This is a genomic window from Xanthomonas arboricola (assembly GCF_002940665.1).
Taxonomy (GTDB): domain Bacteria; phylum Pseudomonadota; class Gammaproteobacteria; order Xanthomonadales; family Xanthomonadaceae; genus Xanthomonas; species Xanthomonas arboricola_B.
In genome coordinates this window covers 673,067-695,918 of sequence record NZ_MIGY01000002.1, presented here as the reverse complement: position 1 = coordinate 695,918, position 22,852 = coordinate 673,067, and the positions used below count along the sequence as shown (strand labels likewise).

The 22,852-nt window shown below is 64.5% G+C and carries 21 protein-coding genes; 10 read left to right on the top strand and 11 right to left on the bottom strand.

Features of this window, described 5'->3' with window-relative positions; translation table 11 throughout:
• Positions 1-187: 187 nt before the first annotated feature.
• The 3 genes from XarjCFBP7645_RS10115 to XarjCFBP7645_RS10105 all read left to right on the top strand — a co-directional run bounded on the left by XarjCFBP7645_RS10115 (position 188) and on the right by XarjCFBP7645_RS10105 (position 3,032).
• A complete protein-coding gene (locus XarjCFBP7645_RS10115; protein WP_104537898.1) occupies positions 188-604 on the top strand; it encodes a hypothetical protein in 417 nt (138 codons plus the stop codon).
• Positions 601-1,926 carry a PQQ-dependent sugar dehydrogenase gene (locus XarjCFBP7645_RS10110; protein WP_104537384.1) on the top strand — a complete coding sequence of 442 codons (1,326 nt, stop codon included), beginning with the start codon at positions 601-603 and terminating at the stop codon, positions 1,924-1,926. Before XarjCFBP7645_RS10115 ends, XarjCFBP7645_RS10110 begins: the two co-directional genes overlap by 4 nt.
• A 419-nt stretch (positions 1,927-2,345) precedes the next feature.
• On the top strand, positions 2,346-3,032 hold the full coding sequence (locus XarjCFBP7645_RS10105; protein ID WP_104537383.1) for a thermonuclease family protein: 687 nt from the start codon (positions 2,346-2,348) through the stop codon (positions 3,030-3,032).
• A 161-nt stretch (positions 3,033-3,193) separates the two neighbouring features.
• Here XarjCFBP7645_RS10105 and XarjCFBP7645_RS10100 read toward each other — a convergent pair whose 3' ends face one another.
• From XarjCFBP7645_RS10100 to XarjCFBP7645_RS10075, 5 genes are all read right to left on the bottom strand, one after another.
• Complete coding sequence (locus XarjCFBP7645_RS10100) at positions 3,194-3,562, bottom strand: response regulator (protein WP_104537382.1); 369 nt, start codon at positions 3,560-3,562, stop codon at positions 3,194-3,196.
• A 905-nt stretch (positions 3,563-4,467) separates the two neighbouring features.
• Positions 4,468-5,154: a glycosyltransferase gene (locus XarjCFBP7645_RS10090; RefSeq protein ID WP_181126280.1), complete on the bottom strand. Its 687-nt coding sequence runs from the start codon at positions 5,152-5,154 to the stop codon at positions 4,468-4,470.
• A complete protein-coding gene (locus XarjCFBP7645_RS10085) occupies positions 5,151-5,747 on the bottom strand; it encodes a class I SAM-dependent methyltransferase (RefSeq protein ID WP_104537380.1) in 597 nt (198 codons plus the stop codon). The genes XarjCFBP7645_RS10090 and XarjCFBP7645_RS10085 overlap by 4 nt, the downstream gene beginning before the upstream one ends.
• Entirely contained in the window at positions 5,744-6,505 is a 762-nt protein-coding gene (locus XarjCFBP7645_RS10080; RefSeq protein ID WP_104537379.1) for a PIG-L deacetylase family protein, read from the bottom strand. The genes XarjCFBP7645_RS10085 and XarjCFBP7645_RS10080 overlap by 4 nt, the downstream gene beginning before the upstream one ends.
• Positions 6,493-7,407, bottom strand: a complete 915-nt coding sequence (locus XarjCFBP7645_RS10075) for an acyl-CoA dehydrogenase (RefSeq protein WP_104537896.1) — start codon at positions 7,405-7,407, stop codon at positions 6,493-6,495. Before XarjCFBP7645_RS10075 ends, XarjCFBP7645_RS10080 begins: the two co-directional genes overlap by 13 nt.
• A 407-nt stretch (positions 7,408-7,814) precedes the next feature.
• On the opposite strand from XarjCFBP7645_RS10075, the gene XarjCFBP7645_RS10070 reads away from it, so the two are divergent.
• Positions 7,815-8,843, top strand: coding sequence for a Gfo/Idh/MocA family protein (locus XarjCFBP7645_RS10070; protein ID WP_104537895.1), 1,029 nt, complete (start codon positions 7,815-7,817; stop codon positions 8,841-8,843).
• 192 nt (positions 8,844-9,035) lie between these two features.
• On the opposite strand, the gene XarjCFBP7645_RS10065 is transcribed toward XarjCFBP7645_RS10070, so the two are convergent.
• Both XarjCFBP7645_RS10065 and XarjCFBP7645_RS10060 read right to left on the bottom strand, forming a co-directional pair.
• Positions 9,036-11,294, bottom strand: coding sequence for a methyl-accepting chemotaxis protein (locus XarjCFBP7645_RS10065; RefSeq protein WP_104537378.1), 2,259 nt, complete (start codon positions 11,292-11,294; stop codon positions 9,036-9,038).
• A gap of 332 nt (positions 11,295-11,626) precedes the next feature.
• Positions 11,627-12,559 (bottom strand): LysR family transcriptional regulator, encoded by a 933-nt coding sequence (locus tag XarjCFBP7645_RS10060; protein WP_219842096.1) that lies wholly within the window; start codon positions 12,557-12,559, stop codon positions 11,627-11,629.
• A gap of 172 nt (positions 12,560-12,731) precedes the next feature.
• Between XarjCFBP7645_RS10060 and XarjCFBP7645_RS10055 the strand changes: the two genes are divergently transcribed.
• From XarjCFBP7645_RS10055 to XarjCFBP7645_RS10045, 3 genes are all read left to right on the top strand, one after another.
• Entirely contained in the window at positions 12,732-13,853 is a 1,122-nt protein-coding gene (locus XarjCFBP7645_RS10055) for a serine hydrolase domain-containing protein (protein WP_308686429.1), read from the top strand.
• Between the two features lie 50 nt (positions 13,854-13,903).
• Positions 13,904-15,046, top strand: coding sequence for an MFS transporter (locus XarjCFBP7645_RS10050; protein ID WP_104537376.1), 1,143 nt, complete (start codon positions 13,904-13,906; stop codon positions 15,044-15,046).
• A gap of 226 nt (positions 15,047-15,272) precedes the next feature.
• Positions 15,273-15,581, top strand: a complete 309-nt coding sequence (locus tag XarjCFBP7645_RS10045; RefSeq protein WP_104537893.1) for a hypothetical protein — start codon at positions 15,273-15,275, stop codon at positions 15,579-15,581.
• Positions 15,582-15,720: 139 nt separating this feature from the next.
• Here the strand turns inward: XarjCFBP7645_RS10045 and XarjCFBP7645_RS10040 are convergent, their stop codons facing one another.
• Together XarjCFBP7645_RS10040 and XarjCFBP7645_RS10035 are read right to left on the bottom strand one after the other, a co-directional pair.
• On the bottom strand, positions 15,721-16,212 hold the full coding sequence (locus XarjCFBP7645_RS10040) for a GNAT family N-acetyltransferase (protein WP_181126278.1): 492 nt from the start codon (positions 16,210-16,212) through the stop codon (positions 15,721-15,723).
• Between the two features lie 87 nt (positions 16,213-16,299).
• A complete protein-coding gene (locus tag XarjCFBP7645_RS10035) occupies positions 16,300-17,169 on the bottom strand; it encodes an NmrA family NAD(P)-binding protein (RefSeq protein WP_104537374.1) in 870 nt (289 codons plus the stop codon).
• A gap of 141 nt (positions 17,170-17,310) precedes the next feature.
• Between XarjCFBP7645_RS10035 and XarjCFBP7645_RS10030 the strand changes: the two genes are divergently transcribed.
• Entirely contained in the window at positions 17,311-18,186 is an 876-nt protein-coding gene (locus tag XarjCFBP7645_RS10030; protein WP_104537892.1) for a LysR family transcriptional regulator, read from the top strand.
• A gap of 303 nt (positions 18,187-18,489) precedes the next feature.
• On the opposite strand, the gene XarjCFBP7645_RS10025 is transcribed toward XarjCFBP7645_RS10030, so the two are convergent.
• Entirely contained in the window at positions 18,490-19,404 is a 915-nt protein-coding gene (locus tag XarjCFBP7645_RS10025) for a universal stress protein (RefSeq protein WP_104537373.1), read from the bottom strand.
• Between the two features lie 14 nt (positions 19,405-19,418).
• Complete coding sequence (locus XarjCFBP7645_RS10020) at positions 19,419-20,327, bottom strand: bestrophin family protein (RefSeq protein WP_104537372.1); 909 nt, start codon at positions 20,325-20,327, stop codon at positions 19,419-19,421.
• A gap of 217 nt (positions 20,328-20,544) precedes the next feature.
• Between XarjCFBP7645_RS10020 and XarjCFBP7645_RS10015 the strand changes: the two genes are divergently transcribed.
• Both XarjCFBP7645_RS10015 and XarjCFBP7645_RS10010 read left to right on the top strand, forming a co-directional pair.
• Positions 20,545-21,984 carry an ATP-binding protein gene (locus tag XarjCFBP7645_RS10015; protein ID WP_104537371.1) on the top strand — a complete coding sequence of 480 codons (1,440 nt, stop codon included), beginning with the start codon at positions 20,545-20,547 and terminating at the stop codon, positions 21,982-21,984.
• Complete coding sequence (locus tag XarjCFBP7645_RS10010) at positions 21,977-22,621, top strand: LuxR C-terminal-related transcriptional regulator (RefSeq protein WP_053045036.1); 645 nt, start codon at positions 21,977-21,979, stop codon at positions 22,619-22,621. The genes XarjCFBP7645_RS10015 and XarjCFBP7645_RS10010 overlap by 8 nt, the downstream gene beginning before the upstream one ends.
• Positions 22,622-22,852: the final 231 nt, after the last annotated feature.

Sequence of the window (22,852 nt, the reverse complement as noted above, 5' to 3'; positions counted from 1 at the left end):
GTGCCCTGCTTGGAGCGGCATTCGCTGTGGCCATGGCGGCGGTCCAGCGGTCGCTCGGCAGGATGAGTGGGGTTCCGACTCTTGCCGGCCAGTCCATCGCGCGGAAACGACCCAGCATCACCGCGCTCATCACGTGGCAGCTGGCAGCATCGGGGCACGTTTCACCAACGCGCCCAATGAGTCCGCCATGAATCCGACTGCCATGCCCGCCCGATCCTGGGCCATCCATCCGTTCCACGCAGCCGTGCTCGGCGGTGTGTGGCCGCTGTTCCTCGGTGCCTTGCTGAGCGACTACGCGTACTGGAGCAGTCATCAGATCCAGTGGGCCAACTTTGCCGCGTGGTTGTTGATCGGCGCGATGGTGTTGGCGACCATTGCATTGCTTTGCGCGATCGTCGGCTTCGCTCGCGGAAGCCGCAATGTCATCTATGTGATCGCACTGGGTGCGGCATGGATCGTCGGCTTCTTCGACGCCTTGCATCATGCCCGCGATGCCTGGGCGATCATGCCGGCAGCGTTGGTGTTTTCAGCCATTGCGACTGCATTCGCGCTGGTTGCGACATGGTCGGGATTATCCAGTCTGCGTGTGGGAGGTGCCCGATGAAACGTCATGCCCTTACTGTCGTGTCGGTTTCGGTGCTCGCTGCCGCGCTCGCTTCCTGCGGCAAGGCACCGGAGCTCAAACAACACGGGGCCGGCCCCGAGCTGCCAGCGCCGGATCGAGGCCTGTTGCCCGACATGACCATCGCCAAGCCGGCAGCGTGGGGCGAGCGCAAGCCCACTGTGCCTGCGGGTTACCGGATCACCGCGATCGCCACCGGTCTGGGCATTCCACGCCAGACGCTGGTGTTGCCCAACGGCGACATCCTGGTTGCCGAAGGCCGCGGCGGCAGTGCACCCAACCTCAAACCCAAGGACGTGATTGCCGGCGCGATCAAGGCCAAGGGCAACACCTCGGTCAAGAGTGGCAACCGTCTGACGCTGCTGCGCGATGCCGATGGCGACGGCATGTATGAGCTGAAGACCGTCTTTGCCGACAAGCTCAACGCACCGTATGGCCTGGCGCTGATCGGCAACGCCTTGTACGTGGCAAATCAGGACGCACTGGTGCGATTTGACTATCAGCAAGGGCAGACCAAGGCCAGTACTGCGCCCAGCAAGGTCACCGACTTGCCGTCAGCGATCAACCATCACTGGACCAAGGCTCTTACCGCCAGTGCCGACGGGCGTTATCTGTATGTTGCGATCGGCTCCAATAGCAACATCACCGAGCGCGGCATGATTGCCGAGGTCGACCGCGCGCAGGTCTGGCAGGTGGATCCAGCCACCGGCGCCCACAAGAGCTACGCCACCGGCCTGCGCAATCCCACTGCATTGGCGATCCAGCCCGGCAATGGCGCCCTGTGGGCGGTGGTGAACGAGCGCGACGAGATCGGCCCGAACCTGGTGCCCGATTACCTCACCTCTGTGCGCGAAGGTGGCTTCTACGGCTGGCCGTACAGCTACTGGGGCAAGAATGTGGACACGCGGGTCATGCCGCAGGATCCGCAGAAGGTCGCCTCGGCCATCGTTCCGGATTACGCGCTGGGCTCGCATGTGGCCGCACTCGGTGTCGCGTTTTCGTCCACCGCGATGGGGACGCGGTTCGCCGACGGCGTGTTCGTCGGTGAGCACGGCAGTTGGAATCGTGATCCGCCGGTGGGCTACAAGGTGGTGTTCGTGCCGTTTCGCGATGGCCGCCCGGCGGGCGACCCCATCGACTTCGTCTCCGGCTTCCACGGCGACGATGGCCTGACTCGCGGTCGTCCGGTCGGCGTCACGCTCGACCCGCGTGGCGCGTTGATCGTGGCGGACGATCTGGCCAATACGATCTGGCGAGTGACGCCGGATGCGGCGCCTGCCGCGGCGCAAGCGGCTGCGCAGTAAGCCTGCCTGCATGCCCGGTTCTGCAAAGAACCGGGCAGTATGTGGTGTGTTACTTGCGCCGGTGTGCAATGGGGCAGGGGCCACGTGTAGGTCTCATCAGGAACAATCCAACCTTTCAGAGGCGCCAGTCTTCAAGGCACGGGCCTTTAGTTGGCCGTCTATCAATACCGCGATTGATCGGCCTCCAATCCAGCCGTGATGACTGTACGTCGATGAACACCGAGCGCAACACCATCTTCGCGGACCAGCGCAAGGGATAGGCAGCGCCGTCCCATTGGCATACAGTGCCGACCCCGCGTCTGCCCTGACTGACGCAGGCATCGGTGCGATGGATCTCTGGTGAGCCAATCGGCTAGACGCTATCACCAAGGCAAGAACAGACGGACCACGCTCTGCCGATCATCCGAGGCTTGTTGTTGATGTTGTTCAGATGTTCGGTGGTTGTTGTCGTCGCGCTGTTCGCCTCACCCCTTGTCGCAGCAGAGCTGGTCGGCCGCGCAACCGTGACCGATGGCGACACCATCACTGTCGCGCACAAACGCATCCGCCTGTGGGGCGTCGATGCACCCGAAAGTGCGCAGCAATGCACCAGCAACGCGGGTAGCGCGTGGCCGTGCGGCCGACGTTCCGCCGCAGCACTGGATGGCTACCTGCGCGACAAGACGGTTCGCTGCCAACCCAAGGACACCGACCGCTACGGACGGATCGTTGCCGAGTGCTACGTGCAGGGGCAGTCGGTCAACCGCTGGATGGTGCAATCCGGTTGGGCAGTGGCCTACCGCGAGTACGCCACCGCATTCGTCGCCGACGAACGCAACGCGCAGCAGCAACGGCACAACCTCTGGGCCGGCACCTTTCAGATGCCCGCCGATTACCGGCGCAACAAACGCAAGCAATCGGCACAGCGTGCTCGGGTGGCAACGCGGACGCAGGCGCCTGCGCACTGCGCCATCAAGGGCAATATTTCGAGCGAGGGCAGCAAGATCTTTCACATGCCCGGGCAACGTGATTACACGCGGACCAGCATCTCACCTGCCAAGGGCGAGCGGTTCTTCTGCACCAGCCAGGAAGCGATCAATGCCGGCTGGCGGCGTGCGGCACGCTGATGCCCGGTAGCGATGCGCAGCAGTCTTACGGCGCCCCGCATCCGGCGCCCCTAGCGATTCTTCCTGGAGTGTTCTGATCAATCGATCCAGGGCGCTACGGTCACTCCGACCGAAACGTGCACTGGCACCGTCCGGTGCGCGGCTGCGCTCTCACGGTGTCGCTAATGCCCGACAAATGCCTCGATATTCTGCACAAGGCTGCGGCGGGTGTAGGGCTTGCTTAAAAACGTCGTCCGGGTCGGCAATCCATTCGGGGAATGCCCCAAGCCCGATGTGAGGATCGCCGGCAGATTATTGCCGTCCGCACGCAGGTACGAAATCAGGCCGTAGCCATCCAGCAAGCCCGGCATCTGCAGGTCCGTGAAAACGAGCGCGATCGCCGGAAAATTATCGATATGTTCCAGCGCGCCTTGCGCATCGATTGCGGTCACCACTGCATATCCACTTGCGGTCAGCAACAGCGTGGCGAGCTCGAGAGTGTCAGCATCGTCCTCGACGACAAGAATCAGTTTTTCGTTTGTAGAGCGCATAAAGCAGATTTTCTGAGGATGCATTGATCACACTACGTTTCCTGCGCGAAAAATACGTGATCGATGTAAGCACTGCGAACTAACACCACGTCACCCTCTCCATTGACGACAATGGTAGCGGCATTGCATCGGCAATCTGCGGTCAATTGTCCGATGCCTGATTCACGACAAAATCGGCGGGAAGGCGCGGGGCTGGGCGTGGTGCAAGCAGATGGCGGCGGTCAGCCAGGGCGGCGGATATATGGAGGTGCAGTCGGTGACTGGTCAGCGCGCCTGCTTCACCTTGCGCTTTCCGGCAGCGGAAATGTCCGGGGCCTGAAATTGGACATGCGGGCGATGCTTATGCGCTCTCAAGGATGCCCGTCGAGGTGATGGTGCATCTGCTCATCCATTGCCTGGCGTAATGGTGCGCCGCAAGTTGCGTGTCGAATCGCATGTCACGCCTATTTCCATACAGGGTGATTCCATCATTGAGCGACACCAGAATCTCTGGGGCGAAGACACCGTCCACCGGAGCCGTATGTGCAGTCAATCGATACCGGCCAATGTGTCGAAACATCGTGGAGTCCATCATAACCTCGGTAGCGGCAGTGGCCGGCTCGAACCGGTTGCGGCACGTGGGGGAAGTTGCGAAATGATCGTTTTTCCAACGTGGAAGCGATTCGGATGAGGATCTGCAGGTAGCGATGGAATCGGAGGAGTGCGGCTGCAGCGGATTATGTGCAGCTCGACCATATGCATAATCGAGCTGTCCAGTGTCGAGACAGCCCACCGTGATCGAATCGTCGATCAACGCAATGAATCGGGTTACCTGCGATGTTTCCAACGGCGAGCCCATCCAAATGCCGGCAATCGATGCTCCCGCTTGCTGCCGAACAACACCCGCTGACGCACCGGGCGCTAAACTACACCTGATTGCGCAGTACTGCCTCGCCTGCCAGCACGGCCATTTCAAGGCGGGCCAGGTGATCGCTGAATCCACCGGTCGCACGCGCAATGCGGCGGGCACTGGTATTGACGACCGGCTTCACCAGGCGGGCAATCTGCATGCCGGCGCGCTCCAATGCCGAAACCAGCGCCACATCTTCGCTGCATTTCAGCGAAGAGAAGCCACCGGCTGCCATATACGCGGCCACGCTCATGCCGAGATTGGCACCATGCACATGCGGGTGCCCATCTCGACGGATTTCCTTGGCAAGAAAGGCTTGTCGTGTTTCGGGACGGAAATCGTGCCAATCGGTCACCTCCACCACGCCACAGAACACATCCGCAGCGCAATCGAGCTGTGCCGACAGCCAATCCGGGGGCACGCGGGTGTCCGCATCGGTGAAGGCAAGCCAGCGCGCCCCACGCGCGATGGCGGCCGATGCCGCCGCTGCACGCGCAATGCCGACACCCCCAGAGGTGTTGATGGTCCTTGCGCCGTGCGCGCGTGCGATGGGGCCAGTACCGTCGGTGCAGCGATCGAGCGCGACGTGGATTTCCACGCGCTCTCCAAACAGGTGTGGATGCGCGGCTGCCACCAGAATGGATTGCAGGCACTTGCCGATCAGATCCACTTCGTTATGTGCCGGGATGGTGACCGCGATCATCGCAGCTGCTCCTGTTGCGCAATCGACGGCCCTGACATCCAAGCCTGCAACACGAAGTCCGCGTCCTGATAGGAGCACAGCGTGTCCATTACCAGTCCCTGGTCCAGCGCGCCATGGACCTGTTCGGCACTGCGCAATGCGCCATTGAAATCATGTCGCCAGTGACAGGCCACCAGACAGCCCCTGGCAGTGAGCGAGCGGGCGAACAGCGCGACGGTTTTTTTAAAATCCGGATCGTCCAGGTAATAGCCCACCTCACTGAAAACGATCAGGTCGAACAGACCTTGCGGCCAGTCCAACGGATGTGCGGCCTGCTGCAGCGAGACCGAAGGCAGTGCCTGGACGCGCGCGCTCGCCAAATCCACCGCCTGCTGCGATAGATCCGTCGCCAGCAGCATGTCGCAGCGCAGCGCCAACTGCGCGGTCAATTCGCCGTTGGAACATCCAAATTCCCAGCCGCGCGCAAATCTGGGGTAGGGCAAGGCGCCGAGCAGAATGTCGCGTTTACGCTGCTCGTACCAGCGCGAGCGATAGCCGAACGGATCTTCATCGGCATATATCTGCTCAAAATGCTCAGCGCTCAGCGCGGTCATCGGATGAATACCTCAAACGGCCGAGCGAAGCGCTCCAGCACCGATGGCGGCAGAATCGGTTCTGCGACAGCCGGCGTGCAATCGCCCAACTGCGTCGAAAAGCACGTGATGGCGCGTTGCTTGGCGCTCTGCACCGCAGGCGATAGATCAAGGCGCAGGGCAGTACCATCGGCAAACACCCCATCGTCCGGATGCGACCAATGCCACGCCCATACCGGATATTGCAGGCACCGCGCAGACTGCGCCTTGCATGCGGCAGAGGTCGCACGCGCCGCCGCCTCATGATCCGGATGACCATCGCGCTCCCAGGTCACCAGCACCGTGTCCTGCGCAGTGATCAGATCGCCGATGGCTTCTGCCATGTGCGCTTCGCATGCCGCCAGCGCGCCATCGCCCAATGCGAGATGGGTCAATGCACCAGGCAATACACCCAACTGCTGCGCGGCCGCTTGCAGTTCCAGGCGCCGCGCCGGACCCAGCACCTGTGGATACCAGCCGGGTTCGTCCGGATAAGCCTGCTCCCCGTCGGTCAGCGCAATGATCAGCACCGGTACACCTGCGACACGCGCGGCGGCAATCAAACCGCCACATCCAAGCACCTCATCGTCCGGGTGCGGGGCCACTACCACCAGGCGCTGGCTGCCTTGCAGCAGTTGCGACAGCGTGGCGCGTGGCAACTCAATGAGACACGGTGCAGCGCGCCAAGTGGCTTCCGTCGTCCCCATGCCCTGGATGGGCTGTCCGGCTAGATCCTCCAAGACAGCGCCTCCTGCTGGCATAACTCGCCCAACGCTTGCAGGTCGCGTTCTGCATGATGCTGCCGAATGAACACCGACAAATCGGCACATCGCTGCGCGTGTGCGCGGTTGCCGCATAGAGGCCCCGGTCCCAGGGCGCGGGCGACCCGATCCAGCGTGTCGCGTGCGACCGCATCGACCACGCTGCGCACCTGCAGTACGCCACGCACATGCGCCTGCTCCGGCTGTGCATCGATGCGCAAGGCCAGCTGACGCAACAACGCAGCCGCAGATGCCAGACCTGCATCGATGGCACCCAGATGCGCCGCCGCATGCGGATCTTTGCTCAGGCGTGCAGAGGCGCGCAGCACATCGGCGACCACAACGCTTGCACCGAACCAGCACGCGGCGATGCCGGCGCCTCCGTGCCAGAAGCCAGGCCGGGTCAGATACGCATCGCCCGCACCAATCTGCCGCGCTGGCGTACCGCAGAAGCGCACATTGGCTGTCTCGATGCCTTGCATGCCCACCGCCTGCCACGCACTGCTGTCGATCTTTATGCCGGGTTGATCCAGGGCCACGGCAAACAGGCAACTGGCGCCTGCATGACGCGTTGTTACCAGGGCATGCGTCACTTGCGTGGCACCGGAACACCATGCCTTGGTGCCGTCGAGCGCCTGCCCGGAAAAACGCATGTCGGAGCCGGGAGGCTCAGCCGCCCACACGGCCCAACGCTGGGGCGGCGTCATGATGTCCACGCCAAGATCGGCGCAGATGGCTTGCGCGTCGTAATGTGCTTCCAGAAACTTCGCCACGCATAGATCTTCTGCGCCGATATCGGCAAGCGTCTGCCAGCGTTCTATTGTGTGACCGCGCCCGGGGAGTGGCAGGGTCGGGTGTGTCCTGAGCCACCTGTCCGCAATCGAATGCTTGAGTCCGTCGCCCAGGACTGAAGCCGTGTTCGATGCCAAGGCAACGGTGTTCGATAAAATACGTGCGCTCATCGGAACAAACTAAGCAGCGCACAGTGCATGGCGTGTGACGCGTCAGGCGGGCAAAGCGGACAGAAGTGCACGCGCATTGCGGACACCAGGGTGCCGATCGTGGCGCGGCCGGATGGCCCATATCGCCCTCCGCAGCCATGCCGATGCGCCGGAGCTTCTGCGTGCGTACTCTAAGCGCGTCTTCGGCTGCGCCGTAGAAAGGGCTGCACGCCGAGCCTGCCGCGATCCACCCGAACCGTTCTATACGCTGCGCAAGCTGGCATCGCCAGGAACGCCAATCCCGCTTTGCTAGGATGCACGCACATGCTACCCAGGAGGCCACGCGCATGGCGCCAACCGTGTTTCCCGAGCCCGAGCTGTTTCTGCCGGGGCGGGGCGAGCCGTCGTTGCGATGGGGTGTACTTGGGCCGGGATCGATCGCCTCCGCGTTCGTGAGCGCATTGCGCAGCCATACCAGGCAACAGCCGTTCGCAGTGGCTTCGCGTACGCGTGCGCATGCCGAGGCCTTTGCAGGCACTTGGGCGATGCAGCGCGCCTATGGCAGCTACGAGGCGCTGGTCGAGGACCGCGATGTCGACATCGTCTATATCGCCACACCGCACAGCGCACATCTGCAGCAGGGCCTGCTGGCGCTGCGCGCGGGCAAACATGTGCTGATCGAAAAGCCCATGACCACGCGCGCCGACGACGCGCGCGTGCTGGTACAGGAAGCGCGGCAGCGCGGTCTGTTCCTGATGGAGGCCATGTGGAGCCGCTACCTGCCGCATACCTCGGTGCTGCGGCGACTGCTGGCCGATGGCGTGCTGGGCGAGCTTCGCCATGTGTTTGCCGATCTGAGTCAACGTGGCCCTGACGATGCGGCGCACCGCCAGCGCAATCCCGCGCTCGGCGGTGGCGCGCTGCTGGATCTGGGCGTGTATACGGTGCAGTTTTCCTCGATGATCCTGGGCGCGCCAACCGCGATCGCGACGACTGGCGCGCTGACCGACACCGGCGTGGATGCGTTTTCGACCATGGTGCTGTCGCATGGCGGCACCGCGCAATCCACCCTGATCAGTTCCATCGTGGCCCGCAGCAGCTCCCTGGCCTATGTCACCGGCGGCCGGGGCCGCATCGACCTGGCTGGCGAATTCCATAATCCGACCGCGCTGAGCCTGGTCGGCAACGACAATGTCGGCACGCCCGCAGTGTGGACGGATCCAACCGGCATCAGCGGCTACGCGGGCCTGTCGTGGCAAGCGACAGCCGCCGCGCGTTATATCGGGGAAGGGCGCAAGGAATCTCCGCTCCATCCACTTGATGAAGTGATCCAGATCATGACCACTCTGGATACGGCGCGGGCGCAGCTGGGCTAGCGGGCAGGGTGCCTGCAATCTGCCAAGGCGCGTCGACGGACAATGCAGCGCCCGATGGTCAGTCAGGGGCACGCAGTACGTTCGCTCGCACATCCAGTGACAGATCGCGTTGGCGCGCGGGTTAACTGCAGAGTCCATCGCTTCTCGAAAGCAAACGGCCCGGACTAGCCGGGCCATTTGCGATGCGGGAGATCAGAATTCCTGCCAGTCGGTTGCATCGTGCAAAGCGCCTGCGGCCACCGCCCGGTTCGTTGCAGGTGCCTGGCGTAGCGGGCGTTTGACCGCGACAGGTCGGCCCGCAATTTGGCTGAGCCTTGCTGCAACCGGCGTTGCCGAACGCGTCGGGTGCGTGCTGCCCTCGCTGATCTTGAACACCGACACTGCCTGCGTCAGCTGCACGGCCTGTTCTTCCATCGAGCGTGCAGCGGCGGTGGCTTCTTCCACCAGCGCTGCGTTTTGCTGCGTGGTTTCGTCCATCTGCGTCACGGTGGTATTGACCTGTTCGATGCCGGCCGACTGTTCCTGCGATGCCGCAGAAATCTCGCCCATGATGTCGGTCACGCGCTGCACGCTGGCCACGATCTCGGCCATCGTGGAACCCGCCGTATGCACCAGCGTCGAGCCTTCGGCGACCCGTTCGACCGAATCGTCGATCAGGCTCTTGATCTCCTTCGCCGCAGCGGTGGAGCGTTGGGCGAGAGTGCGGACTTCCGACGCGACCACCGCGAAGCCGCGGCCTTGTTCGCCGGCACGTGCCGCTTCCACCGCCGCATTCAAGGCCAGGATATTGGTCTGGAACGAGATCCCGTCGATGACGGAGATGATGTCGGCAATCTTCTTGGACGAGGCCTCGATACCGGCCATGGTGCCCACGACCTTGCTCACGATCTCGCCGCCTTGCGATGCCACACCCGCCGCACCGATCGCCAACTGATTGGCCTGACGGGCGTGTTCGGCATTCTGGCGCACGGTGGAGGTCAGCTCTTCCATCGACGCGGCGGTTTCTTCCAGGTTGGCCGCCTGCTGCTCGGTGCGCTGCGACAGATCCTGATTACCTGCCGCGATTTCGCTGGCGGCAGAATTGATCGACACGGCCGAGTGCTGGATACGGCCGACAATCTCTGCCAGCTGCGCGGCAGTGGCGTTGGCGTCGTCACGCATCTGCGCAAACACGCCCTTGAACTCGCCGGTCATCCGCGCGGTGAGATCGCCTGCGGCGATGGATTGCAGCAGCGACGACAGCGATTGCAGGTTGCCGTCGGCAGTGGCCATGAGCTGGTTTAGGCTGTCGACCATCACATGGAAGTCGTACTGGAAACGCTCGGCATCGCCGCGTGCACTGAAGTCGCCGTTGGCTGCGGATTGCGCCAGTTGCTTGATCTCGCGGTTCATCGCAGACAGGTTCGCCTTCACCTCGTCCATGGTCTGCGTCAGCACCGCCTTCTCGCCGGGCAGGCGGTCCATGCTCTCGCTGAGGTCGCCGACGGCGTAGCGTCCCATGATGCGTGCCAGGTTGGTCTGCACCGCCAGATGCGACGCCACCAGCGTATTGGTGTCCTTGGCCATGCGGCCATAGTCGCCAGGAAACGCCGCGGCATCGATGCGGAAACTGGTCTGGCCATCATCGTGGCGTCTGGCCATGTCGCTCTGCGCGTCGAGCAAGGATTGCAGCTGCCTCTGCATGCCACGCATCGCGCGCAACAGACGGCCGGTTTCATCCTTGGCGTCGCTTTCCACGTCATTGTCCAGCTGGCCGTTGGCAATCGCCTCTGCGGCCTTGGTTGCGCGTGCGAGCGGCAGGGTCAGGCTGCGGGTGATGAGCCAGGCAAGCAGGCTGCTGATCACCACCACGGCAACGCCACCGGAGATGATCAGCAGCTTGCCGCGGTTCATCGACGCCACTGCGTCGGCATAGGCTTGCTGGCTCTGGTTTTCCTGACGCGTCACCAGCTCGCGGATCTTGTCCTGCCATGCCATCGTCGCCGGGCGCGCCTTTTCGCTGAGCAAGGCCTGAGCTGGCGCATTATCGTTTCTAGCGGCAAGTATCATGACCTGGTCGTTGATCTTGCCCGAGATGGCACGTCGCGCATCCATCTCGGCGCGAATCTTGCGACCTTCCTCGGAGCTGGGCAGCGTATCGAGCTTGGCACGCAACTCGTTGTAGCGCTGGCGCTGCGCCTTGATGGTGGTCAGCGCTTCGTTGTTGAGTTCATCGCTGGTGGCCATGGCATAGGTGCCCAGCGCGATCAGGATCGATGAGTTGGCATCCAGCATGCCATTGCCGATCTGGATCTTGGCCATGCGATCGAGCACGATGAAATCGAATTGCTGCCTTGCATTGGCCATGGTGACCAGGCCCGTCGCCACCAGCAGGCTCGACAGCAGAATCAGGATTCCGAAGGCGAGGCCGAGACGGCGCCCGACGTTATAGCGTTGCAAATAGGAACTCATGCGGGTCGTCCTCATGTCCAGTGGGTAGCACCGGCTGGCAGGCCGCACGATGTTCGCGTGAATGCCTCGGCAACGTGATAACGACGCGGGGATCAGAAACTTAAACAGCCCGCTTCGGGCTACGTTTAGCTCGCTGTTTCGTTCACGCAGGTCAGGAAAAAACCGACTGGCCGCGCAGTGGCGATTAACGTGATAGTGCTGATGTTGTGTGCGTCGGCATGGCGCTTGGCCCTTGGCTCATGGTCACGGCACCCATCCGAGATCCGGTCCCCTGGTTCACCGCGCTCCACACAGCGCGCAGGGCACCATTCACTGCAGTGTCGGTGCGCGTCTCATTGCCTGGCTCGCTTGCGCGGCGTGTCTGCGTTGTCGGGGAACACGCGGGAGCAGAGGAAGTCGACAAACGCGCGCACCTTCGGTGACGGATGCTTGCTTGCGGGCCACAGTACATTGAATACGCCTGTCCGCTCGACGTGATCCGCCAGCACCGGCAGCAGGCGTCCGTCTGCGAGCAGATCACCAATGGCAAAGTCCGGCAGGCAGGCGATGCCCAGCCCCTGTGTCGCGAAATGCACCCGCGTCTCGATGTTGTTGCAGATCATCGCAGTGGGCAGCACCAGTTCGGTGTCATGACGTCGCATGCGCAGCGGCCAGGTCTCCAGCTTTCCCGAGTTTGGAGAGCGGTAGTGCAGGCAGACATGCTGCAGCAGATCGCCGGGCACGCGCGGCACCCCACGTTGCGCCAGATAGTGAGGCGAGGCGACCAGCATCATCTGGAAGCGGCCAAGGCGCCTTGCCGACAGGCGCGAATCGCTGGGCTTGCCGGTGCGCACCACCGCGTCAAAGCCGTCCTCGATCACATCGACCATGCGTTCGCTGAAATCGAGGTCCAGTTCGATCTCGGGGTACTGCCGCATGAAGTCGGCGAGCACCGGCAGCATCAGCGAGCTGACCAGCGGCAGGCTGACGCGCAGGCGTCCACGCGGTGTCGCAGTCGCTTGCGACAGCTCCAATTCCGCAGCCTCGATCTCGGCAAGGATGCGGCGGCTGCGCTCCAGAAGCAGCACGCCTTCGGCAGTCAGCGTGACGCTGCGCGTACTGCGATGGAAGAGACGCACGCCTAGCTTTTCTTCCAGCCGCGCCACGCGTTTGCCGACCGCCGATGCGGAGACGCCCAGCTGCCGGCCCGCTGCCACGAAGCTGCGCGTTTCGGCGACCTGCACGAACACCACGAACCCGCTGAGACTGTCCACTGCATCCCTCATTGCGGACATCAGCGTCCGCACAATCAGGAACTGTACCCCGGTTTTTCTGCAGTCAAAGGCTGTCTAACCTGCACGGATCAGTCACCGGTAATGCACTCCCATGAGCACGCCTCCATCTTCGCGGCATCCGGACCTGGGCACTTCCGTGTCATCCAATCGAATCGAGGCTGTCGTGCAGCATGCACTGGACGATCAGCGTCTGGTCGGGGCGGTGGTGCTGGTTGCACGCAACGGCAAGCTGGTGCATCGCCAGGCGGCCGGCTGGGCGGACCGGGAAAGCCGCCGTGCGATGCGCGTGGATGCGCTGTTTCGTCTTGCCTCGGTCAGCAAGCCCATCGTGTCGACGGCTGCGTTGGTACTGGTCGCGCAAGGTCGCCTGGACCTCGACGCGGACATCGCGCGTTGGTTGCCCGACTTCCAGCCACGGCTGGCCGATGGCCGCCGCGCGCGGATGACCGCGCGGCAGTTGCTGAGCCACACCGCGGGGCTGGGCTACCGTTTCCTCGAGCCCGACGCAAACGGGCCTTATGCCTTGGCCGGCGTGTCCGACGGCATGGATGCCTCCGGCGTCAGCCTGGAGGAAAACCTGCGTCGTATCGCTAGCGTGCCCTTGCTCTATGTTCCCGGCACGGCCTGGGGCTACTCGCTGGCCAGCGACGTGCTGGGTGCATTGATCGAGCGGGTGCTCGATGCCCCGTTGAACGAGGCGGTGCGCACCCTGGTCACCGGGCCACTCGCAATGTCGGACACCGACTTTTCCACCTCCGATGTGGTGCGCATGACCACCGCATACGTCAGTGATCGGCCGCGGCCGCATCGCCTGGAGGAAGGAGAAACCGTCTCCGCCTTCGAGGGTGCAATCGGCATCGCCTACAGCCCGGCGCGTGGTTTCGATCCGGGTGCGTTTGCTTCCGGTGGGGCGGGCATGGTGGGGACCGCCGGTGACTTCCTGCGGCTGCTGGAAGCCTTGCGTACCGGTGGCGGCCGATTGCTGCCTGACAGGCTGATCCAGGAGGCGGCGCGCGACCACACGGATGGCGCCGCCCTGCCGGATCTTCCCGGGCTTGGCTTCGGGCTGGGTTTCTCGGTCTTGCGTGACCCCGCGCTTGCCGCATCGCCCGAGTCCGCAGGGACTTGGCGTTGGGGTGGAGCCTACGGTCATTCCTGGTGCGTGGACCGAGCGGCAGGATTGAGTGTGGTCGCCTTCACCAATACGCTCTACGAAGGCATGTCGGGCCGCTTCGTCACCGATCTGCGTGATGCGGTGTATGCCGCAGTGAGGGCAGGGCAGTGAGGTCGCCTCGTAACGATCGTCTGCCGCTGGCATCACTGCTGGCACTGGCCATGGCGGCGTTCATCACCATCCTCACCGAAGCGCTGCCCGCAGGCTTGCTGCCGCAGATGGCAAACGGCTTGCGGGTCTCCGAAGCCTGGGTGGGGCAGACGGTGACGATCTATGCGATCGGTTCGTTGATGGCCGCGATCCCCCTGACCGTCGCCACACAGGGCGTTGCTCGCCGTCCGCTGTTGCTGGCCGCCATCGCCGGCTTCGCCATCGCCAATACGGTCACCACCGTGTCCACCAGCTATGCACTGACGATGCTGGCACGCTTTCTGGCCGGCGTCTCGGCCGGGCTGCTGTGGGCGCTGCTGGCGGGTTATGCCGCGCGGCTGGTACCGGCACATCAGAAGGGGCGTGCCATTGCGGTGGCAATGGTCGGCACACCATTGGCACTGTCGCTGGGCGTGCCTGCTGGCGCGTTTCTCGGCACATTGGTGGACTGGCGTGTGTGCTTCGGCATCCTGAGTATGCTGGCCCTGCTGCTGATGGTCTGGGTGCGCCTGCAGCTCGCAGATTTTGCAGGCCAGCCCAAAGGCGGGCAGCAACGTCTCGGGAGCGTGTTGATGCTGCCCGGCATCCGGTCGGTGCTGGTGGTCGTGCTGGCCTTCGTGCTGGCGCACAACATGCTCTACACCTACATCGCCGCGTTTCTGGCGCAAGCCGGCATGGCAGGCCGTATCGACCTGGTGTTGCTGGTATTCGGCGGCGCGTCCGTGCTCGGCATCTGGTTGGTGGGCGTTCTGATCGACCGCCATCTGCGCGTGCTGACGCTGAGCAGCACGGCGCTGTTCGGCGCTGCGGCATTGGCGCTGGGCCTGGCCGGCGACATGCCGGCCATCGTCTACGCAGCAGTCGGGGCGTGGGGGCTGGCCTTCGGCGGCAGCGCGACTCTGTTCCAGACGGCGCTGGTCACTTCGGCCGGTGCCGATGCCGATGTCGCCCAATCGATGCTGGTCACCGCCTGGAATACCGCCATTGCCGGTGGCGGTCTTGTGGGCGGCATCCTGCTCGACCAGTTCGGCGTGCGTGCGTTTGCGCCCGTCCTGCTGGTGCTGCTTGGTGCCACGCTGGCGGTGGCATGGGCCGCCAAACGGCATGGCTTTGCCGCATCGCGCGGCACCGCCGCAGTCGGCAGGCAAGCCTGAGCATCGCTGCATGGATGGCGCTGGTGCGGCCGAAACGGCCTCAGGTTCCCCCCATCGCGGCCACACCGGGCGTCAGTGCGATGACGGTGCGGACACCGAGCCGTTGGCGGGCCACTCCTCTCATGCCCGAGCCGAAGCGCCGTCACCGCGCCGCCGCTCCGAGGCCATGTCGCAGGCCATCGCCAACTCACTCCGCCACCACGCCTCAGGCGTGATCATGTTCGCCATGAACAGCAGTCACCAGATCACCGCGCGAACGATCACGGTCACTCCGGCAGGCACAGCATCTGCCGGCAGCGAGGTCGTTGTGCAGTTGTCGGCCAGCCCGGATCCGCGCTGGCAGGCGTGTTTCCATTTCGTCGTGCAAGGCCGCGACGGTTTCTTCCTACAGGGCAGGCCGGTGTTCGACAACACAAGCCTTCACGGGCTGCTGCAGGCGGGGCAAGCCGAGGCCTTCCGCCAGGAGTTGCCGGACCTTCTGGTATCGGCGAGCGTGCTTGCGCGTGCCCAGGTCAAAAAGGACGCAGCGCGCTAGGGATGCTGCATCGCCCGAGGATGTGCCCAGAGAGTCGTGTCCGATGGCGCGCTCGGTGACCAGCTCGAAAAAGCGGCGTTATGGAAAGGCTCGGTGTCTGCAAGACTGCTCGGGCATCGGTCCGCGGTGGACAACGTCGCTACCGTGCCTGCCGGGCGCGGCCTGCACGCGGCACACAGGACGACAGATCGAGCGCCATGTCCCACCGCTCCAGCCCGGGCGCATAGCCATCCACCGTCACGTGTTGCACGACAAAGCCGAAGCGGGCATAGAACTGCCGGGTGTGTTGACTCGTATCCAGCATGACGCGCCGGACATCCGGCATCTGACGCAATGCGTCGAGCCGGGCCAGGAGCAACTGCGTCCCCAGGCCGCAACGGTGCAGGCGCGGGTGGACCATGCCCCAGCACAAGCTCGCCGTGGTGCCATCGGCGCCGATCGCGTAGCCAGCGCAACCAGCGATGGCGTGGCCGCGCTCGAGCAGCTGGTAGTGCCACGCCGCGGCGTGATGGGTCAGGAAGCCGGCGAAGTCGGCACGCTCCCCGGCACTGAAGAACGCCGGCACATTTGCATCGAACAGCGCCATGCACCCGTCGAAGTCCTGAGATTGATACCGCCGAATCTTGTCCATCTGCATAGTCTGCCTCAGGCGCGCAGGTGCCATGCAGCGGCATGACAACCTGCGCCGTAATCGCCGCGCCTGTCGCGCCAGCTGCGCTCAGGCCCGGGCTGTCGCCTCGCGCACGAAGTCTTCGTAGGTGCGCAGCGGACGTCCCAGCATGGCCTGCAGTTTTTCCACCGTGCCATCGGTCGCCCGCATGCCGTATGTCTGGATGCCGGCCAGCATCAGGCGCATGTCGTAGGCCAGCCAGGATGGGCCATGGGCAGCCATCTGCGCTTCGAAAGCGGCCAGGTCATCGCCCGCGTAGGCGATCTCGCGTCCAAGCGCCGTACTCCAGACCTTCGCGGCGGAGCTACCCGTCACCGCATGCGGGCCAACCAGTTCGAGCGTGACACGCTCAAGTGCGGCGGGCGCGCGGTCGCGTCGCAGCAACTCGGCAACCGCGATGTCTGCGATATCACGCGCATCGATCATCCCCACACCTGTCGAACCGATCGGCATCGGGTAGACAGCGTACTGTTGAATCGTCTGCTGGATCATCGCCTCGTTCTGCATGAAATACGCCGGGCGCAGAATCGTTGCAGCAATGTCGCAGCTTTCGATCATGCGCTCGACCGTGTGCTTGCCGGTAAAGTGCGGCACGTTGGTGAACTTGTCGGCATGGATCACCGACAGGTACACGACGCGTTCGATCCCTGCTTCTTTGGCAAGGTTCAGCGCGATCAGCGCCTGTGTCACTTCGTCGGGAGTGACCGCATTCAACAGGAACAGGGTGCGCACCGGCGTCAGCGCGGCACGCATCGACGCGACGTCGGTGAGGTCGGCAACCACTTCGGTGACGCCGGCCGGGAAGGCGCGCTTGCCGGGTTGGCGCACCAGTGCCCCGACCTTGGCGCCTGCGTCGGCCAGGCCCTGGGTGATCAGGGAACCGATGGTGCCGGTGGCACCGGTAACGAGAATGCTCATGTGAATCTCCTGCTGTGGATGGAAGGGCGTCAGCGCGACACCTGCGCCACAACTGACGTTGCGGTGACGAGACGATAGGCCGTTGCATCGCTAATACGAAGCCGCCAAGATGTAGACACCTGGTTTCAAATGTGGAACACCATGGATCTCAATGCATTGATCGACTTCGCCCTGGTCGCAGCGAACCAGGGCCTGGGAAAGGCAAGCCGTGCCAGTGGCAGATCGAAGGCGACCTTGTCGCGCCGCATCGCCGAGCTGGAGGAGCAGCTGGGAGTGCGACTGGTCGAGCGCAGCGCACGTGGCCTCAGGCTTACCGACGCCGGGCAGCTGCTGATGGACCGCACCGAAGTGCCGTTGAGCGAGGTGGCCGAGGCCATGGCAGCTGCACGCGAGGGGCTCTCGAGTCCACGCGGACGCTTGCGTGTGGCATCGCCGGTGCTGTTCTCGCAACTGGCGATGGGACGCATTGGCGCAGAGTTCTGCGCGGCCTATCCGGAGATCACGCTCGAGGTGGTGGCAGAAGACCGCACGGTCGATCTGGTGGAAGAGCAGTTCGATGTGGCCATCCGGATCAACCCCAGCCCGGACAGCAGCCTGGTCGGGCGCTGTTTTGCCAGGGATCGGCTGGTTGTGGTGGCCGCACCCGGCATCGCCATGCCAACCGACAACGCGGTCGCACCAATGCCCGCGGTGGTGACGTCGAGCTTCCAACCGACGACATGGACCCTCGATGACGGACGCCTGATCCTGGAACCCATTCCAAGACTGCGGTTTTCCTCGTTCTTGATGGTCCGCGACGCAGCGATTGCAGGCGGTGGCGTTGCGCTTCTTCCGCAGTCGATCGCATGGAACCAGCTCGCGCGCGGCGAACTGGTGCAATGGGGCACGATCGCTGGCGTGGAACCGGCGCTGTGGGTGCTGCACACGTCCAGGCGTCTGGCTGCGCCGAAGGTGCGCGCGTTCGTGGACTTCATGGGCGACAGGTATCCGGATGGGTCGCTTGTGTTGACGGGGTAGGGCGCTGGATTCTGCGGGTGCGGGCCAGCCTGCGTAGCGGCCAGCTGACTTACTATCGCCCGCAAATATCCGCCGCAGAGTTCCAGGCGCAGCTGCTAACGCACTCGATCGACAGACTGGTCGACGCACCGCTGATAAGTGCAGGTGCGCGTCCTCAAATACGGCCTGGGGAACGAGCCGCCTGGCCATGATTGCGCGGCACCGCCTCGCGATCAGCGGTGCGTCGGGGCGCGGAACGTATTCCCTCGCGTAGCTGACAACTTCAGAGACCTGGCCAGACGCTCGCCCAGCGCTCGGTTCGGCTCACACGCGCAATAGCGGTCTTGCGAGACTGCGGCTGGGCGTGGTGGTTGCGTGATCGCCACCGTTGCCCAGGATCGGGCGGCGCAGATGGGGCGGCGGCAGGCAGATCAGCACGCACGGCGTTTTTGCCAAAGCGGACTGCAGCGACGAACGCCAGACGCCGCGGCGGACGATAGCGTCGTGTTCGACCACCAGCACGTCGGCGCAGGCGCGTTTGAGCAGGCCGGCGATTTCGCGACGCGGGTTGCCGACGGCCACGTGGATGCGCACGCGCAGGTCCTCGTCGGGCAGTTGCTGGACCAGGTCGCCGAGCCAGCTGGCGGCCGCGTCTTCGCTCAGCGGCTTGTCGTTGAACAGGCTGTCGACCAACAGGCCTTCGCTGATCTCCGGCACAACGTGCAACAGGTGCAGGTCGGCGCCGCGGCGGCGTGCCAGTGCGGCGGCATCGCGCAGCGATTCCAGGCTGGTTTCGCGGCCAGTGATCCAGCAGGCGACGTGACCGCCGACGGCGCCGTCGCGCGGGATCGCATCGGCGTAGGGAAGGGTCAACATGGGCGTGGCCACGCGCTGCAGCACGCGCGCGCGCAGCGAGACATGCAACGGGCGCGGCAGGCCGGTGCGCTCGGACGGCGGCATGATCAATAACGCGTCGTCGCGGCTGCGGCAGAACGAGACGATGCCGGCGGCGGCCGGGCCACCGGCAAGTGCACGCTCGCAGCCCGGGTAGTTGGAGGCCTCGGCAAAGAAGGCATCCAGCGACTGCTGGGCCTGCGCGCGCTTGCCCTTGGCATGCACGTGCAGGATGGTGAGGCGCGCGCTCAGGCGGTCCACCAGTTGCGCCACGGTCGGGATCGCGGCATGGCAGGTCTCGGAAAAATTGGTGGCAAAGATCAGGTGAGTGGGGGTGGTCTGCATGGCTGGCTCCGTGGTCAGTAGATGAAACCGTCGATGGCGCGCACTTCGCGCAGCGGTACGCGCTGGCCCAGCATTTCGCGCAGGGTGAGTTCGATGCCGCGCGACAGCGCGGTCATCGGGGTGTCGTGCACGGTGTTCTCGAACGGGTCTTCGATGGCGCTGCTGGCGCTGTCGATGGCGATCAGGGTGAAGCTGATCAGCACCGAGGCGATCGGCATGGCCAGGCCCATGCCGGCGATCAGGCCCAGCGGCACCAGCCAGCAATACATGTTCACCAGCGTGCGCGGCAGCGAGGAGAACTGCCGCGGCAGCGGGGTGTTCTTGATGCGTTCGCAGGCGCCCTGGATGTTGGCCAGTGTGGTGAGGTTGGCGTCCAGCGAGGACCAGCGCAGGCTGTCGAGCATGTCCCAGTCGCGCGCCTGCTGCAGTTGCTGGCCCAGCCGCAGGGTCAGCGCGTTGGGGATGTTGGCGTAGCCGCGCAGGTCGTCCGCGCGTGCCTGGCCGAGCAGCCCGGCCAGCTCCGGAAACGGATTCTGCCGGCGCAGATGGCAGCGCAAGGCGTGCACGAAGGCGATCTGGTGCACCACGATATCGTCGCGCAGCCCGGCCCGGCGTGGGTCGACCGGATCCACATCCAGCGCGGTCAGGGCCTGGCGCGCGATGGCGCGCGAGGTGTTCACCAGCGCGCCCCAGAGTTGGCGCGCCTCCCACCAGCGGCCATAGGCCGCATTGGCGCGAAACGCCAGGAAGATGGTGAGCGCCGAGCCGAGCTGGGCCAGCGGCAATGCTTCGATCGACAGCCACTGCCAGTCGAAGAAGGTATAGAGGATGGCCACGGCGCAGTCGAACGCCAGCAATACCAGCAGGCGTTTATAGGTCTTGGGCCAGATGCGTCGCAGCGGAAACGTATCGCGGGTGATCATGGGAGAGACAACATGGACGTGGGGTAGATGCATTACACCCAGCCTCCACGGTCGTGTCTGCCATCCTTGCGCCAGCGTTGGACAGTGCACGCACCGTCCGAACGATGCGGGCAGGCTATCTTTCGATAGGGTGAAATCCACACGCCCGGCCACGATGCTGTGGCTTCAACCACAGCCACAGAGGAGCGGCATTGCAACGCACATGCATGGGTAGGCAATGGACAGACTGAGACTGCCATTCAAGTGGCGCGGGCAGGTGGTCAAGCTCAATCGCGGCCCGACGCTGTGGGCGTCGCTGGCGATGCTGGCCTCGCTGGTGTGGGCGGAATGGTACTCGCACCTGGGCGTGTCGCTGGGCCTGCTCTATATCCTGCCGGTGGTGCTGGCGGCCACGGTATTGTCGCGGCGCGACATCGTCATCGCCGCGATCGCCTGTGCGGTGCTGCGCGGCTTGTTCGTGACCGACGAAATAGTGGTCGAACAGGCGCTACGCTTCTTCATGGCGACGATTGCCTATGCCGGCTGTGGTCTGCTCGTGGCCGAAATCAGCCGCACTCGCCGGGTGATCCTGGCCCATTACGTGCAGCTGCGCGCCGAACAGCGGCTGCGTCGGCGGCTGGAGCGGCAACTGTGGCTGCTCGCCGAAAGCAGCCCGGCGGCGTTGCTGACGGTGGCCGGCGACGGCCGTATCGTGGCGGCCAACCGCGCCGCGCACGAGATCCTGGACATGGCCGAAGAAGGCGGGCTGGAGGGCCGCGCGGTGCGCGAGTTCCTGCCGCTGCTGGACGATGCGCTGAGCATGAGCGCCAATCTGGACGGCATGCGCACTTCGGCCAGCACCTGGGGCTGCCGCAGCGACGGCACCCGCTTTCCGGCCACCACCTGGTTCTCGGTCTACGAAGACAGCGCCGAGCGTCACCTGGCTGCGATCCTGGTCGATACCAGCGAGGAAGTGCGCGCGCGCGAGTCGGCGCACTTCGACGATGTGCTGAAGAACAATCGCCTGCTGGCCGGCGCGGTGTCGCACGAGATCCGCAACCTGTGTTCGGCGGCGGGCGTGGTCACCTCCAACCTTGCGCGGCATCCTGGCATTGGCGCAGATCCGGATCTGGCCGCGCTGCGCAGCCTGGTGGCGGCATTGATGGAGCTGGCGTCCTTCAACCTGCGTCGGCAGCTGCCCGACGAAGCGCATGAAACGCGGCTGCAGACGCTGTGCAGCGAGTTGGATGTGATCATCCGCTCGGACTGGGAGGACGTCGATGGCCAGCTGGTGATCCAGGTCCCGGCCGAGTTCCCGTCGGTGCACGGCGACCGCCACGCGCTGCTGCAGGTGCTGCTCAATCTGGCGCGCAATTCGTTGCGCGCGGCGCAGGCGCTGCCACCGCAACGCCGCCAGTTGATCGTCAGTGCACGCCTGGAACAGCAGCGCGCAGTGTTGAGTGTGCGCGACACCGGACCGGGCATCGCCGATCCGGGCCGCCTGTTCCAGCCGTTTCGTAGCGACAGCGACGGCTCCGGCCTGGGGCTGTACATCTCGCGTGCGCTGATGGCCAACCAGGGCGGCCTGCTGCGCTATGCGCCCGGTGGCGAGGGCGCCTGCTTCGAGTTGCATCTGCCGTTGGCGCATGCACCGTCTGTGGAGGCGCGGGATGGATGAGTCGCGGCGCGAACCGGTTCGCCTCTACCTGCTGGACGACCACACGCTGTTCCGCGAAGGCCTGTTGCGCCTGCTCGGTGCCGACGCCCGCTTCCAGGTGGTCGGGCAGTCCGGCGCATTGGCGCAGGCCATCGTACAGATCGCGTCGCTGACGCCGGACGTGGTCATCCTCGACTACGACATGGGCGAGTACAACGCGCTGGACTACATGCGGCGTCAGGCCGAACAGGCGCGCCGCCCCGCCACGCTGATCGTCACCGCCGGTCTGCCCGAGCGCGACGCGCTGGCCTTGATCCGGCTCGGGGTGTCCGGTATCTGCCGCAAGGATGTTTCCACCGATGAACTGATCGACAGCATCCATGCGGTGGCGATGGGCCGGGTGCTGATCGACCAGCGTTATCTGCAATCGCTGGTCGCACAGGGTACCCAGGAAAGCCGGCCCAGTTTCACCGACCGTGAGCGCGAAGTGCTGCGTGGCTTGCTGCGTGGGCAGTCCAACAAGTTGATCGCACGCCAGCTGGGCAGTTCGGAGAGTGCCATCAAGGCGACCTTCCAGCAGCTGTTCAACAAGCTCGACGTGCGTTCTCGCAGCCAGTTGGTGATGGTGATCCTGCAGGATTATCGCGATCTGGTGTGAGGGGGCCTGTCGTTTTAAGAGGTGCCGTGCGAGCCATGCAGGTGCCGATGCTCATCGGTTGGACCCGATGCGGTCGCGGTGGTACGGGAACGTACCGGGCCGTGCAACCGGGCCGCACGTGTGACGCCGATCTGCCGCTTCGCAAGCACGCCAATCAGGGTGCAGCGGGCGGTTTGGGGGGACAGGCGTGAGGTCTTGGGCCACCACAAGGCGTCGGACTCATCTGCACGA